Genomic DNA, 15,752 nt, shown 5'->3' on the forward strand with positions numbered 1-15,752 from the left:
AGTTAGCTATATGGAGAAATCAGCAGAGGTCATAGTACTTACAGGACACGAGTTGAGGCAATACCTCAGAAGGTCTCACAAGTAAGGAAGGACTGAACGTAATTCTCTTCAAAATTCGCATAGGAGCACTAGTGGTAGCCTATGCCTAAATTAGAAGATAGTGTCAAGGGTGAAAAGCCCTTTGGCGTGATGATTTACGAACCGCCGTATACGTTCCTGAGTGCTATTGCTGGTAGCAATAGAGGCGAAAGGACTAACGTAGTTGCGTATGTACGGTGGTGTGAGAGGCACACTCCGGCTATCTTAGTCGGAGCCGTCTACTCGATTGGCGTGCGTTTTTTTAATAATATTATCTCTATTTTTTATTCTCAAAATATTTCTTCTCGTCCAATTTGTTAATTAATATGTCAAACAAGTTATTAGCATAAAGTTGGCAGTTGTCAAAAAATCCGACTTTAACTGTAAAGTTCGAAGTGTCTTCCATTTTAATCAACTTTTCTTTAACATAAAATAGTGTTTCATCCTTTGTTTCGTTATCGAGAGGAAAGTTTAGATTGAAATTAATTCCGTTTTCCTCATAAATAATATGTGTTATTAGAACTGCATATTTCTTTATTGAATTTCTTAAAAACCTTGAAATAATTAAAAAATCTGAACCTTCTTGAATTGTCTTAAGTATATCTTTATCATAATCATAAGTGCCTTTTAGAAGATTTATTAATTTTTTTTTGACGCCTCCATCCACTGATAAATCAGGTAGTTTGCTACCAACGTTTTCATATCCTAATATCTCTTTACTTTGATAAAGGGCTCGGAAATATTTTGAAATAAACTGTCTGAACACAAATAAAAAAGTTTTACAGAGCAAGTTGATTCTCAATTGAAGTGGGTCTTCTATAAGATTCAATCTTCTAATTGATGAACTATTGTCTTTTCTCTCAATGTTTTTCTTTTCTTCTAACCTGATTTTAATCTCTTTTAGTACAATATCAATTTCTGCATTTAGAATTTGAAGTTTTCCTAAATTACTTTCTAAATTTTCTTCGATTTTCACATCAATTTCAATTTCTTCTTTTTCCATTGCAATGATAATTTAGTACAGTTTGTCTTTCATAATGCACGCCAACGTGATTGTGTATGATTGGTTGCGTGATTTAAGGAACTAAGTTAGCAAATAAATCACAGATAGAATATTCCGCAGGAATTTTCGCAAGTAGGCTAGAACCAAGCAATTAATTATACACGGCTTAAGTTTACAATTCATTAAATTTATACATAGATCAGAAAGCACAAAAGAGAGGAATAAGGTTATTATACACGCAGAGACTTTAGATCTCGTCAACATTGAAAATCCCCTCTCTTTTTCTACCCAGATTTCGTACAACTCTGTGAGGCTTTTAGACCTCGATTTTAAGTCGTTGAAACTCGCGTAGTATGTCCTTTACTCATTTTATAATATTTAAATAAATTGGAAATCGTGAATCTTCGTTCCTTGATTTCAAAAAACACTTTGTTATGAATAAAGACATAAAATATTTTGGACTTGACATCAGTCATTTAGTATTTGATGTTACAGATTCCGAAGGGAATTATTACCAATTTAAAAATAGTATTTCAGGCTTTAAAAAGCATGTAAAGCTGTTAGATATTAATAGTCATTCTGTAATGGAAGCTACAGGTTATTATCATTATCAGCTGGCTTATTATTTATTTGAAAATGGTCATAAAGTATCAGTAGAAAATCCATTGTCAGTTAAGCGTTTTATCCAGATGAGGCTGTCTAAAATCAAGACAGACAAAAGCGACTCTAAACTAATTTGTGACTATGCGCAACATGTAGAATTAACGTTATGGCAGGGTAGCTCTAAGGAAGTTCAAGAGTGTCTTCAAATCACCAGAATCCTTACCGTGTATACAAAGCAATGTACAATGTTAAAAAACAAACTACATGGTGAAGCTGTTTTGGGAGAACCTAGTAAAGCTGTTGTAAGATCATTAAAGCGTAGTTTAAAGCACACTGAAAAAGAGCTAGAAAACTTAGAAGCACGTTTATTGCGTTTGGTAAAAGAGGCGCATAAAGATTTATTTACTCGTATAAAAACGATACCAGGAATTGGTAGAAAAACAGCTATCATGCTAATCGTTTTAACAGGTGGATTTGAACGTTTTTCTAGCGCAAGTGAACTGTGTAGTTATGCTGGATTAACTCCTGTGATTAGGCAAAGTGGAAGTAGTGTAAAAGGGAGACCACGAATTAGTAAAATGGGCAATCAAAAACTTAGAAATTTATTGTTTATGTGCAGTTTTAGCGCTTGTAAATACAACAAAGCATGTAAAGCTATTTATGAGCGATTAGTGGCCAAAGGAAAAAGTAAAAAATTAGCCTTAATAGCGGTTTGTAATAAGCTATTAAAACAGGCATTTGCTATTGCTAAATCAGGGTTAATGTTTGATAAAGAATATAAAAGTACGTTAGTGAAAAATTAATGACATTTTACTTGTTTTTTAACACAGTACTTTGTTGTAATACGTTTTTTTATTCATTATTTGATTTCATTAAACCTTCTAGCATAGCGTACATTGTTTTGGCTCCATCTTTTAATCTATTTTCTTCATCAGATTCTTGAAACACTCCTTTTCCGTAATTATTTTCGGTAATTTTTAATCCATCAACGACAAGTTTTTTTGCAATTATGTAAGTTTCTGGAAATTCATTCTGATACTTTTCTAAAAAAGCAAATGAAGTTAAAATAAAACCTCTATTATGTCCTACATCATTAATATTAGAATATGTAGAAAGAATCCTTGAAGCATTGTGCTCAATAGAATTTCTTACTTTTAATTCTTTTGATAGATTTCGATTTTCATCGTTTATTGATTGAAAATAAAGAAAAGATACACCTATCAAAATTGTCAGTACAAATGTGTAAATCGTATGAATCCACTTTGGTTTTTCGATTTTCCAACTTATAATTAACGATATTATTGAAGCTATACTTCCAAATATTCCTAGAAAAACAAATGGGTTCATTGTATTATGTTTTTAAATATTATAATCCGTATTCGGTAAAGCAATATCAACACTAAAGTTTATTCTAGATATTGTTTTATTTTCTTCTGTTCCTTTAGTTTTTGCTCCTAAACCAATTCCATAAACTGATATTCCAGCTTTAATCCCGTTTTCTTCCTTTTCTGTAACTGTTACTGCAACATCAAAATCAATTTTAGAGACTTTTACAGCTCCTTCTTCCTTGTTGTAAAATATGTAATTTTCATTGGTGTTTTTCGGTCTAACTCTAGGATTAATTCTGGCATTGTGTTCGATAGCAAATTCTTTACAATCGTCTAAACCCTTAATTACTGACTTAACTGTTTCCGATATAAATTCATCTAATTTCATAGTCTTTTGTTAGTTTGGTCAAATGTGTTACAACGTCTAGGCTATGGTTAGTACGGGATTTAAAAGCAGTGAACTTTCGATTGAGCACTTAGCCAAATCTTTTTATTTTGTTTTATCTTTTCATTTATAAAGCCAAATCAAAAAGATTTGGCGGACTCTATAAAAATACGCTAAACTACGGATTAAGCATCAAACCCGTATTAATTATAGCCATTGTGCCTGTTGCACAACGTGTTGTTAAAGATATATAAATTTCGTATATTTAGTAATGCAAGGCACAAAAATATATCAAGAGAAATTATTCAACAATTTCCAGTTGAGTCGTCGGGTTCCCCAAGACAATTTTTATAGACGATTATCAGAAATTTTAGACTTAGAGTTTCTACGGAATCAAACAAAAATCTATTACGGAAACTGTGGACAAAAAAGTTTAGATCCCGTAGTGTTTTTCAAATTCTGTTTAGTTGGTTATTTAGAGAATATCACTAGCGATAGAAAACTGGTATTACATTGTAGTCTTCGACTGGATATTCTTTATTTTCTAGGCTATGATATCGATGAAGAATTACCATGGCATTCCACGGTAAGTAGAACACGTCAACTGTACCCAGAGTCAGTTTTTGAAAGTCTATTTACTCATGTTTTCAAAATGTGCGTAGACATGCAAATGGTAAGCGGTCACACCCAAGTTATTGATGCCGCACCTGTAAAAGCAAATGCTTCGATGGATAGCTTAGAACTTAAAGTGCCAGAAGAAGATTTAGAATCTCATTTACGAGCAGTACGACATATAAGCAATAGAGATAAAACGTTACCCTTTCGTAGCTCTAAGGTTAATAAAGCCCCAAAATCGCAACAAGAATTATCAGCAAGCCGTCAGGAATTACAAGCGATAAAGAGCCGAAACAAAAAATGGTCAAAAGATCAAAACCATCGCCCTGGAGCAGGAAATAAAGGTTCCCGTTATACTAGTAATAAAACGCATTATAGTCCAACCGATCCCGATGCTCGCATAAGTGTAAAACCAGGAAAAGCGAGAAAATTAAACTATTCAAGTCAGCTCACGGTAGATGCCGCACATCATGTAATAAGTGACATCAAGGCCTATCATGCCGATGGCAAAGACAGTCAGCATTTACCAGATATTGTATTGCGAGTAAAAAGACGCTTATGGCAATCTGGTCTTACCATAGATACCTGTCTCGCGGATACTGGTTACAGTAGTGGCGAGAATTATGCTTTTTTAGAAAAGCAAGATATTACCAGTTATATTCCCCCACACGGCACCTTTAAAGGAGGACCAGATGAATTTATTTATAATGAAAAAGAAGACCATTACACCTGCCCTCAAGGGAAGATTATCCCCTTTAAAAAGGTATTTTACGAAAAGAAGAACAACACCAAAAAGAAGGCCTATAGAGGTTCAAAAAAACTTTGTATAGATTGCCCAATACGAAGCGCTTGTTTAAGCAAAACGGCACAAGAAAAGTCATTTTCGGTAACGTATTACCGCGCAGAATACATGCGGAATATAGCACGAGTTGATAGTGAAAAAGGAAGCTATATGAAAGGAAAAAGACAAAGCACGGTAGAACCTGTTTTTGGTACACTAACCCAGTTTTTAGGCATGGGAAAAGTGAATACCCTTGGGATTAAACAAGCTAATAAGTGTATGCATCTATCCGCAACAGCCTATAATCTTAAAAAGTATTTAAAATATATGAAAAACCTGCCAGAAAGTATAGCAGGACTACTTGCTTTTATTAAAAGTACCAAAAACTACCTAATAAGCCTTCGAATGCTATGTTTTAAGCCACTTCAATTTTAGAGAAAATATGGCGTATTAAAATCAAAAACAGCTTAAAATCAAAGATTTTAAGCTGTTTTTGTGCTTTTTTAAGGGGTTGTGCAACGGTTACCATTGTTAGCACCAGTTTTTGCTATTTCCTTGCAATGATTAATAATTTTCCAATCAGGGATTTTATTTATTTCAGTTTTAGTTTGTTTGTCAATTGTTAGTTTATCAAAAGCTTTTTTCATATTGTTTGCTCTTGGAGGAGAAGAATGAAGCCATGTATTAATACTTAGTTTTAAAAAGTATAAAGACCTCAATTTTTCTTCAGTGGACTTAAGTATATTAAATATCCAAGAAGAAGCATACCCAATGTTTAATTTCGAATGACTAGTTTCTTCTTTGAATAAAATATTTATAGAGATATAATAACAAGTAAGAGCGTTTATTTTATCATTCATTAATTCCAGACACTTACCAATATTACCGTAAAAATTACCACTCAAGTCTTCATTTACGTTATTAAGAATGTTTTCAATATTTTCGCCCTTTAGAAAATAATTAAGTGCTTTCTTGATGTTAACTTCTTCTTTTGAATCCCTACGAGCTAGAGCTAGATTATGTTTTAGAGAATAATTATCCGCAATTCCAGATTCAGTTATTAAGAATTCCCCATATTCCCCAATTTCAATGGCATCTTCAAATTTTTCTTGAAACCATAACAAGTAGCATTTTTCACTACAATAGGACAAATACTGAGAACCTTTTCCAGGTATTAATTTAGCATAATGTTCTAGTAGCTCTTCGGATGTAGAATACTTTCCAAACTGTGTGAGGATTGTTGTTAAAGTAGAGAGTTGACTGTCAAAATAGGAGTATTCATTTTCAATAGCTTTTTCCCAGTCAATGGTATGAAATAGTTTTTCTGAAACTCTTAAATATTCTTCGGCAAAACCAGCTGATAAAATCGAAGAAGAGACTTCCTCTAATGCGACTAGAGCAGATTTAAAATCACCTTTATTTATTTGTAATTCTATTTTCGAAGTCCAGTTTTGAAAAGCAGATAAATTCATCTCTGAATTTAGATTTGGTTTTAATATGTAAATAAACTTGTCATAATACTGCACAAATAAAGTAATATACTTTGCTCTTTCGGTTTGAGGGAATTTTGACAATATGAACTCTTTAACTAATGGATGAAGTTCTATTTGGTCTTCACTTATAGTAGAAGATTTAATTACAATTAAATTTAAATTTTTTAGAACCTTAATTGCTCTATCAAATTGATTATTTTTCAATTCAGTTTCAATAACTTTTTTTAGATTAGTTACAGTTTCGGGTTTTACAGTTTCTGCAATTCCACGTATAAGTATCCTTTGTTTTTCATTTAAAGAATACCAAACTTCATTTAATATTTTTTCAGATAATATTGAAGAAAAACCATCTTCATTAAAATCAGTTTTATCTTCAATACTCTGAATAAATTTATTTACGGTGTCTATACCTCTAACGGCTTGTGCTGCAATTAAATTCAACCAAAGTGGGTGACCATTTGTTAGTTTATATGCTTTTTGACTTAATTCATCAAGTAGATATTTTTTAATTGGTATATTATAAAGTGAGAATATTTCTTTACTTTCCTCTATAGATAAACCATTAAGTGTAAGTTGATAGAAGTTTGGTCCAGCTTCTCTTATGAAAGGTCGACAAGTGAAAATAAACTTAGAACTATGATTAACTTCCAAAGCTTGTTCAAAAAAGTATTTTATACCACCACTTGGTTTAAAAGTTTCCAAATCGATATAACTATCTATATTATCAAAAACAAATACTATTTTTTTGTTTGCTAAATTTTGAAAGAAAATATCAACTAATTCTATGTTAGAAACATTATCAAGTTGTTTTGCAGTAACGTTATTTTCCGAAATCCTCTTGATTGTTGAAATTAGCTTTGTTTGAAATCTGTTTGTTTCTTCTTTGAAATCTCTCCAGTCAGCAAATTCAAATGAATTTGAATCAAAGCAATTTTTAATATAATGTGCAGCAAGCGCGGATTTACCTTGACCACCAATACCTGTAATAAAAATGACTTTAAATATGTCCGTTGAAATATTCTCAATTTCTTTTTTTCTTCCAACCCAAAACTTATTATTTGGAGGTAAATCGTACTCAAGAGATTCCGAAACTTCAATAATGTTTTCTGTTTCTGTATTTATTTTTTTTTGAAAATCATCATTTTTTTTACTTTTAACTAAAATCTCCTTATTAATTTGGTCTAGTAAAATTTCTGTATCTGAATGAGAATTAATATGTATTGGATTTATTTTATTTGGCCAAGTTTTATCTTTTTCTGTGGTGATAATAAAATGTTCGGGTGTAAAACCGTTATAAATATTGGCTATAAAATCAAAAACAAAATTAATATGTGGGTCAGATAAACTGAATCCAATAAACAGAATTGATTTATCAGAAATTATTTTTTTTAACTCAAATACTGAGGATTGTTCGTTTTTGTTATAAAGCTCTTCATATTGATAAGGAAAAAGTATGCATTTATCAGGTTCGTGTATATCTCCATGTATTTTGAAAATATATTTATTGTTTTCTGAAAGTTTGGCAACTTTATATTTATTTGAGTATGATATAACTTCATGCTCTTTAAATTGACTTTCTAATAAACAATCGTAATTCGTTGTTATTATTTTAGTTGAAATATCCCCTAGTTTTTCATGGATTTTAGTAGGTTTTCGATTATCATAAGACCTTATGTTTTTACTTAAAGCTTCAATAGCGAATTCTTTATGATGTTCTATCTTGTTTAAAACATCTAAAGGAGTCATAATATCTCCTTTTATAGCATCTTTGTATCCATCACTTTTAGGTTCTTTTTCTTTAATTTCTTCTAAAATATTTATTATTAAATCTGTCCAACTAGGCAAACCCGCATTCATTGATAAACCTGCTCCTGCAAAAATCACTATTTGCTTCTTATTTATTTTTTCAATTAATGAGTTAGGTATATTCATGAATTTAGGTGTGTTTTTTAAATTGGTGCTAACTCGTTATATGGAAACTTTTGTTCCGGATATCCACTCAATATTACGGGATATCCGCACTTTTTGTTCCTGATTTCGGTTTTGAAAAGCGAAGCTACAATTTATAAAGTAGTTTTACAATACGTAGAACTACGTATATTTTTAAAGTTCTTTTTATTTAAATTAAACATATAAATTTATAATATTAGTAAGCGAAACTAGATTTTAAGCAATTGAAGAGGGTATAATAATTGGTCTTTTACCTCTTTTGATTAGGTAGAAGCTACAAGTCATTGTAAAGCCTATTAACAACTGAATTTTATTTATTCAGTCAGTTCTTTTGAAAAAAAGATTGGTCTGTGCCCTTTTGGAAAACCGTTTATTGCTTCAATTTGTTTATATCCGTTTTTAAGTAAAATTTATCAGCTTTAAAATCAAACGTATTTAACATTGCAATTTCTGCCTCTTTTTCTAACGCTATTTTTTTAGCTTGTTTTAAAATCTGTGTTCCAACTCCTTTTTTCTATACTTTTATTTGATCCAAAGAATATTAATTTCTAGGCCATTCCTGTATCCTAGTCCTGGGAGTTGTCTTCCATTTTCAATGCCGTCTTTATCTTTGGCTACAAATTCTAGACGCGTCTAAATATCAGAAACCATTACAACTTTACTTAAATTATAATCGTTAATACTGTCTACTATTTTCCTTTTGACAGGTTTAAATGAAGTTTAGAGGTATGCTTTTGGATTTTATGACTGAACGTTGTATTTTTTGAAACTATAATATTGTCAGGGATAAGTTCTGGTAATACAATAGTCCACAAAATATAAATTTTGAGGACTATTTAAAAGGAGATAAGCTTTGTTTGTCTTTACTTTTTTTCAGTATTTATAATACCCAGTCTATATAAATCTAAGGCTTCATTTAATATTGTTATAATAAGATTAATGGGCAAGTCTTTATTTGGGTTTACTCTAAAGATTTTCATTCTAGTACGTGAGCCCTCTTCTAATTCTGGATGCTTTAAGTGTTTGCCTTCAACCATTAAAAGGTAAGGGGTGTCCGTTTTTTTATCAGTCCATAGATAACAGAGCCTTTTTTTCTTATAACAAAAACAGGGCATTCCGTATGTTCTTGTTTCTGTAATATTTACATCTTGCCTAATAATGATGTCTCTTAAAGTTAGTAAACAACTTTTATTTGGTTCGTCCTTTTCTAAATAATAGCTATCAATGTCTGTACTCATTTTTGTTGTTATGATTTAACAGCAATTAAAATATCAATTTCTGCATCTTGTGGGTTTTGTGCTTTCTCTCCAAAGACTTCAAAATCTGCCGAATATTCGCGGTCTAAATCCATAGTCCATATGGCTTTCCATTGATTAATAATTAAACCTTTTGTTAAATCGCCTTTAGTTGTAAACTTCTCATATTGCCCTCCTTTGATAGACGTACCAACCATTCCGTTGGGGATTTCATTTAAATGTTCGACTTTACAGGCCAGAATGGCAGTATAGGGTTGTGTATAGTCGCTTTCATAATCTGTGTAGATGGAATACACAGTCGTATCTATTTTATTAGGAATTTTGTCAAGAATTTTCTCTGACATAAATTTATGCCATAAGGCACCAATATCTTGTGCTGCTTGTTCGTTTTGGTTAGTTGTTCTTACCGAAATACCGATTACTTTAAATGCTTTAACTGTTACTTTGTTCATTTTTTAATGTCTTTGTGATTAATTATGAAACAAAAGTAACTACAGGTTATGACAACGGTATGTCAGGGGGTGTTGCATATTTTTGTTTACAAATTTCAAAATACTCTTGAAGCGTTATTTTTTGAGGTTCAAAATGTTGATTGAGAACAGTTAATGTAGTGATATGGTCTAATCTAAACGCTCTAAAATCATTACGTAATCGACATATAGCAATTAAAAGCCAATTGTCTTGCGTGCTATATAAAGCGAAAGGCTCAATAGTACGTTTAGTATTTTTATCTTGTAAAGAATGATATTCGATGTCAATAAGATTAAAATGGGAAAGGGCAGATTGGATACTCATTAAATGATTGCTTGTTTTTTGATTTTCAGTATTATGTCTGAAGTGTATTTTTTCTGCTAAAAATTCAATTTTCTCTTTCTGCGAATGTTGTAAAATGGCTTTTATTTTAGCGATTGCATTTTGGTATTCTATTGCAAATGATTGGTCTTTGTTTTTTAATATAAGTTGTTCTGCAGTAATCAAGGCATTTGCTTCTTTTTCGGTAAACATGACTGGGGGAAGATTAAAACCATCGACTAAAGAAAATCCTTTTCCTTCCACGGTAATTATTGGTATTCCTGAATTTTCAAGCGTTTTAATGTCCCGGTAAATTGTTCTAATACTTACATTGTGTTTTTCTGCAATTTTGCGGGCAGTCAATAGTTGTTTTGACTGTAATTGGGTTAGAATTGCGGTTAATCTGGAAAGTCTGGGTTTTTCTTCCATTGTGGTTTTTTTTTCCTGCTTTTGGTAAATAGTAGTTAATCTAAAACTAAAGTTAGTCGTTTTAAATTAGAATATCTATAGCTAGTTCGCTTTAATATTATCTTGTTTATTGTAGATGTATTTCTATTTTTTTTTAGACTACTGGTAATTACTGTTTAATCTGAAATAACTGGTGTATAAAACGTTTTATTTCATGATTTAAACCACAGGTTTTAACTAGCATTAAAATAGATAGGAATTTCAGGATTGTATTTTATTTATATTTATTCATTAACCCAAAGTCGAAAGGGGTCCATAAACAAGATTTTAAGCCACTTTCTTTAAATGCGATATTTACCCAACTGTTACAAGTATTAAAACAAGAATAACTTCCTTTTGATTTATAAAAATTATCTGTAGAGGAATACCCTTTATTATCAAGAATAATTTTACTTCCGTTGGCATTACTTTCAAATGTATTCAGTAAATAAATGTTTAGTTTATGTAATTCAGAGTTAGTTACTTTTATTTCCATCCAATCGGAACGTTTCTGTTTGTAACGGGTGACATGCATTAATGTTGAGCTTTCTAAAAACATAGCTTTAAAAGCATTACTAAAGGTTAATTCGCCCCAGGTAGGGGTGTTGATATAAAAGTTTTCATCGCCCCAACCAAAAGATAAATATTTTTCGTTTTTATTATATTTTAGACCAGATAACACTAAAGTATTAATGTTTTCTATAGGTATTAAAATATCTAAATGCACGCCATTTGTATTTAGATATATCAGTTTTTCAGCGTTGGTATTACGCTCTTTTCTATCAATTGTTATTGAAGATAAAATAAAAGAAACAATTATATATGTTATAGGAATAAGCAAAAAATATAAAAACCATTTAAGTACTTTCTTTGCTATTTTCATAAAGTTTGGTTTAGTGCTAATATGCCTGGGATTTGATTTTTGTTTAAAGATGTATTTGTGTTTGTGTATAGATCAAACTAACCAAATTTATATTATTGTAGTTGTTAGCGAATAACTTTGAACAATCATAAAAAAGACATTAAACTTTTAAGAGTGGTTATTTTCTTTAGTATTGATTAACATGTAAATTCCGTAACCTAAAGAGAAGATTCCATATAATGCCATCATTCCACCAAAAAATGCTAATCCCCCTTTATCCATGGCTACTCTGGATCCTCCTAGACCAATAAAAATTATCCCTATCAATATTTTGCTTAATCCTTTTTTTATCTATATTCAGTTTTTATTTAATATATTATTTTTTTTTTTTTTTTAAATTGCTTACAACGTCTCGTATAAGAAACGTAAGGCAGGTGATAAGAAGTATCGTTTCGGTTTAACCAAAAGCTAAATATCAATATTTTGCTTTTATTTTTTTACTTAAAAGACCCATTTTATATTTAGCAGAATTGCCTTATGTTTTTTATACATTGTGTGTGTCCAGCATGGGCCTTTTTTATTTACGGAAAGGTAAATAATTAATCTAGAGGGTGCAAGTCCCTTGTGCGCAAGAGTAACCCTTCGGCTACGCTCAGGACAGGCTTATTGAAGCATTAGTAAGTCGCAAGGTTGAAAATCGTGAGGTTTAATTAGAAAGCTATTTGGGATTGAGTGAAAGAAGGTGCTATTACCTGGGGAGGTCTCTAAAGTTACGAGTTAGCTATATGGAGCAATCAACAGAGGTCATAGTACTTAAAGGACACGAGTTGCGGCAATACCTCTGATGGACTAACAAATAAGGAAGAGGAAACGTAGTGCTCTTCAAAGTTCGTATAGGATCACTAGTGGTAGCCTATGCCTAAATTAGTAGATAGTTCCAAGAGTGAAAAGCCTTTTGGTGTGAGAGGGTCACTCCGACTATTTTAGTGGGAGCCGTCTACTCGATTGTAACACGTTTATTTTAGGACTTTCCTTTCATCAATATTTTTTAAATTGTTTTTAGGTAAGTGTTTTTGACCTTTTATTTTGTTAGGAGCAAGAAATTCAACTGAGTCAATTTTACCTATATATTCAATCGCATATTTATATTCCATAAATACCCTTTGAGAATGTCCATCAATTTTTCCATTTATGCGATAAGTAAATGATTTTTCGTTATTAAGTATACCTATTTTGTGGTCTTCTCTTTTTGGTAATCCTATCGAGTATTGATTCGCAATGTAATTCAATGAGAATTCAAAATTTGATTTATCAGTTTTTGCTATTTTAAAAATTTCAAAATCACATCTTGAAGTCAGAGAAGGAAAACATTTTATTTGAAGATTTTGAGATAGTAAAAATTGTGATCTAGATTCTTTGAACCAATCAGGAAGATTAGAGTTTCTTAATTCATTGTTTATTAAGAAAGGGTCAAAGCCCTCAATATCCTGGATAATAATTAAATCCGAATTCTTAATATCGGGATTTGACCGTTGCGAGTATGGCAAGAATAGTTTTTTGTCCGCTACATATCCAGTTTTTGATTGAATTGCATCAGGCCAATCCTTTATACTTGATCTACTATTAGAATTATAGTCTGATTTGTCAATTGCATAAACTGATTTATATATTTGAATTACTTCTGTCATTCCGAAAATGCGTTGCATTGTTTATGTATAACAATAGTTAGGTGTTTGTATGTTAGTGTTTTATGTCTTAGCATGTCCTAATAACGATTGGTTTTAGTTTGTGTATTAGGTCTTAGTTATAACTAACTTTGATTTAAATTGAATTGTTAACTTCAATCCAATAGCCATCTGGGTCCTGAAAGTAAATTTGTTGTACACCATCGTCTCGAATATAGTCCTTTTTTGGGGTGTCACGCCAATCGGAATAATAAATAGCTAAATGCTTAAGGTGTATTATAAACGCTTCAAAATTAGGAGTCGCCAAAGCAAAATGAACGGCTTTATTGGTTTTAACTTCTAATTCTGGTCTAGGTATTAAGTGTATTTGTTTAGTATCCGTCAGTGCTAGCCATTGTGTTTTTGAATTAGAAGCTGTGTTTTTTATGGATTGTAACCCAAAGACGGTTTTGTAAAAATTAACAGATCGGTCTACGTCTTTTACAGATAGTGCAATATGATCTAGTTCAAACGTCATTATAATAAGTGGTATTTTGGTTTCTGCATTTAAAACTAATTAAATGATATTGCGTTTTTAAGTCGTTAACAGCGCAATGTATTTTATTTAAAGAATAAACTTCTAATTTTTGCTAAAAATCCAGTATTATCATTCATATCAGTAGCAGGTTGTACTGGTTTTAATAGAAGGTTTAAAGTAGCTCCATAATCTTGTAAATCTCTGTTGTTGTCGTTATAAATATACTGCCATTTAAAATTAGGAAGTAATATTTTAGAATTGACATCGTTATTCCATTCGACTTTAAGTCCATTCTTACTTAAAATTTCAGCTACTTTTTGTCCTACTTTTAATGTAACGTCATCGTCAGAGTTATCCACTTTTTGAAACGCAATATATAAGCTTGAATGTTCTGGAGTAATCGCTCTAGACAAGTCTTGTTCGTGATAAAAGCAATACCCCTCAGAAGGGGATTGGTTTTGTCGTAATGCTCTTTCGACTTCAACTACCTCATATTCGCCATCACTTGTGGTATATCCTGCGTTGTGTAGTGCTATGATATTAGCGGAGCAGAGGGCATCAAAAGCTTTAATAAGCTTTTCAGTATCTGTTGGATGGGGCCAATGTTTACTTTCGGAAAGTAATGTCGTATAGGTTTCTGTAATACATTGAAACGCCCAAGCTTCAGAAATATCCTCTTCAAAACCATTGTCTTCGATTTCTTCAAGGATAGCATCCTTAATTTCTGAAAGGGAACGAAACCCCATTCTGACTTGATTATAAATAGATTCAAATATAAATTGTTTGTTTTCTGTCATTGTTGTACAATGGTGTTGGTTTATAATTGTATTTGGTCTTAAATAGCGTCAGGTGTCATCCAAACAATAGTTGTATCTTTAAAATAGTTGTGAATAATAGGAATTACTTTTTGAACTTTAGTATGGATATCATGAAATAATAAAATCCCATGTCTCCATAGTAGCATTAATTTAATTTGTCTGTCTGCCACTTGTTGTACATTTAATTTAGAACTCCAATCTCTAGAGTCTATATTCCATAAAATTATTTTAGAGTCTTTTTCTGTAAAATAATCCGTCATTGCTGTGTTACGTTGTCCGTAAGGTGGTCTAAAATACACGAGCTTATCATTATTTTCAGGATAGATTTTATTAATCAAAGCACTAGTATAGTCAATAGACGTTTTCCATAAATCATATTTTTGATGGGCTTTATGAACTTTTCCATGAGAAAACACTTTGTTATCCCCGTATAATTGCTTTACAGCTTCTTTGGATGTAGCGTTTAGTCTTTGTTCTAGATTTTCTCCTAACACAAAAAACTGTCCTGTTAAATCATAGGTATTTAGGACTTTGATAAGTTTATCTGTATTACCATTGACAGCAGTAGGACCATCATCAAAAGTTAATAAAAAGTGTTTATCTATAAAATTGTGTCCTTGAATTTCATTTTCTGAAAACTGTAAAATTTCACTTGTAATTTTAGGAAATAAAGCCGCTAATCGTAACTGTTCTCCAATATAATCCGTATAAAATACTTGAGTTGCTTTATACCACGCTAAGAAATTAGCAGGCATATCGGATTGTAATTCTAAAGCAGATAAAATCTCCCATGTACTATTATTATTAATACAAATTACGTCTTTTAAAGAAGCGTCAGATAGCTTGGAGAAATTGGCAATTAGTCTTGCTTTAGTGTCTTTTTTCCATTGTGTAATGGATTCTAATTTAGCCTTAGGGACTTTAATCCTTTGGGCTAAATCAGTATCTGATAGTACATCATAGTCATTAAAAACTTCAATAAAAACAAGCATTTCGCATTTTGAAGCGACGTCAAAACTATTACTAGACTCTAAAGTTAATGGCCAGTTGTTACCAACGTCTTCATTTAGATTATTAGCAAAAGAAAATAACGGAAGTAATAAAAATAGACTGTAAAGACATGTTATATTATATTTCAT

General features: G+C 31.2%; 15 protein-coding genes. 2 read left to right on the forward strand and 13 right to left on the reverse strand.

Annotated elements, in window-relative coordinates; all coding sequences use genetic code 11:
- Window positions 1–355: 355 nt before the first annotated feature.
- Window positions 356–1,081: a hypothetical protein gene (locus H0I26_RS11605; RefSeq protein ID WP_218699002.1), complete on the reverse strand. Its 726-nt coding sequence runs from the start codon at window positions 1,079–1,081 to the stop codon at window positions 356–358.
- A 434-nt stretch (window positions 1,082–1,515) separates the two neighbouring features.
- Here H0I26_RS11605 and H0I26_RS11610 point away from each other — a divergent pair, with 434 nt between their 5' ends.
- Window positions 1,516–2,487: an IS110 family transposase gene (locus H0I26_RS11610; protein ID WP_218699013.1), complete on the forward strand. Its 972-nt coding sequence runs from the start codon at window positions 1,516–1,518 to the stop codon at window positions 2,485–2,487.
- Between the two features lie 49 nt (window positions 2,488–2,536).
- Here the strand turns inward: H0I26_RS11610 and H0I26_RS11615 are convergent, their stop codons facing one another.
- On the reverse strand, window positions 2,537–3,031 hold the full coding sequence (locus H0I26_RS11615; RefSeq protein WP_218699015.1) for a hypothetical protein: 495 nt from the start codon (window positions 3,029–3,031) through the stop codon (window positions 2,537–2,539).
- Between the two features lie 12 nt (window positions 3,032–3,043).
- The gene (locus H0I26_RS11620; RefSeq protein ID WP_218699017.1) at window positions 3,044–3,400 is read right to left on the reverse strand and encodes a hypothetical protein; all 357 of its coding nucleotides are present in this window, start codon (window positions 3,398–3,400) and stop codon (window positions 3,044–3,046) included.
- A gap of 268 nt (window positions 3,401–3,668) precedes the next feature.
- Here H0I26_RS11620 and H0I26_RS11625 point away from each other — a divergent pair, with 268 nt between their 5' ends.
- Complete coding sequence (locus H0I26_RS11625) at window positions 3,669–5,228, forward strand: IS1182 family transposase (RefSeq protein ID WP_218699019.1); 1,560 nt, start codon at window positions 3,669–3,671, stop codon at window positions 5,226–5,228.
- Window positions 5,229–5,296: 68 nt separating this feature from the next.
- Here H0I26_RS11625 and H0I26_RS11630 read toward each other — a convergent pair whose 3' ends face one another.
- The 10 genes from H0I26_RS11630 to H0I26_RS11675 all read right to left on the reverse strand — a co-directional run bounded on the left by H0I26_RS11630 (window position 5,297) and on the right by H0I26_RS11675 (window position 15,752).
- Window positions 5,297–8,170 carry an SIR2 family protein gene (locus H0I26_RS11630; RefSeq protein ID WP_218699021.1) on the reverse strand — a complete coding sequence of 958 codons (2,874 nt, stop codon included), beginning with the start codon at window positions 8,168–8,170 and terminating at the stop codon, window positions 5,297–5,299.
- 929 nt (window positions 8,171–9,099) lie between these two features.
- Entirely contained in the window at window positions 9,100–9,474 is a 375-nt protein-coding gene (locus tag H0I26_RS11635) for a DUF1801 domain-containing protein (protein ID WP_218699023.1), read from the reverse strand.
- A gap of 8 nt (window positions 9,475–9,482) precedes the next feature.
- The gene (locus tag H0I26_RS11640) at window positions 9,483–9,944 is read right to left on the reverse strand and encodes a GyrI-like domain-containing protein (RefSeq protein ID WP_218699035.1); all 462 of its coding nucleotides are present in this window, start codon (window positions 9,942–9,944) and stop codon (window positions 9,483–9,485) included.
- 46 nt (window positions 9,945–9,990) lie between these two features.
- Window positions 9,991–10,713 (reverse strand): helix-turn-helix transcriptional regulator, encoded by a 723-nt coding sequence (locus H0I26_RS11645; protein ID WP_218699046.1) that lies wholly within the window; start codon window positions 10,711–10,713, stop codon window positions 9,991–9,993.
- A 253-nt stretch (window positions 10,714–10,966) separates the two neighbouring features.
- Entirely contained in the window at window positions 10,967–11,614 is a 648-nt protein-coding gene (locus H0I26_RS11650) for a DUF2459 domain-containing protein (protein WP_218699048.1), read from the reverse strand.
- 147 nt (window positions 11,615–11,761) lie between these two features.
- On the reverse strand, window positions 11,762–11,920 hold the full coding sequence (locus H0I26_RS11655) for a hypothetical protein (RefSeq protein ID WP_218699050.1): 159 nt from the start codon (window positions 11,918–11,920) through the stop codon (window positions 11,762–11,764).
- Window positions 11,921–12,609: 689 nt separating this feature from the next.
- Window positions 12,610–13,299, reverse strand: coding sequence for a hypothetical protein (locus tag H0I26_RS11660; RefSeq protein ID WP_218699051.1), 690 nt, complete (start codon window positions 13,297–13,299; stop codon window positions 12,610–12,612).
- Between the two features lie 115 nt (window positions 13,300–13,414).
- On the reverse strand, window positions 13,415–13,795 hold the full coding sequence (locus H0I26_RS11665; RefSeq protein WP_317618185.1) for a VOC family protein: 381 nt from the start codon (window positions 13,793–13,795) through the stop codon (window positions 13,415–13,417).
- An 83-nt stretch (window positions 13,796–13,878) separates the two neighbouring features.
- Complete coding sequence (locus H0I26_RS11670; protein WP_218699053.1) at window positions 13,879–14,592, reverse strand: DUF6891 domain-containing protein; 714 nt, start codon at window positions 14,590–14,592, stop codon at window positions 13,879–13,881.
- 38 nt (window positions 14,593–14,630) lie between these two features.
- Window positions 14,631–15,752: a polysaccharide deacetylase family protein gene (locus H0I26_RS11675; RefSeq protein ID WP_218699055.1), complete on the reverse strand. Its 1,122-nt coding sequence runs from the start codon at window positions 15,750–15,752 to the stop codon at window positions 14,631–14,633.

The organism is Olleya sp. HaHaR_3_96 (assembly GCF_019278545.1).
Lineage (GTDB): Bacteria > Bacteroidota > Bacteroidia > Flavobacteriales > Flavobacteriaceae > Olleya.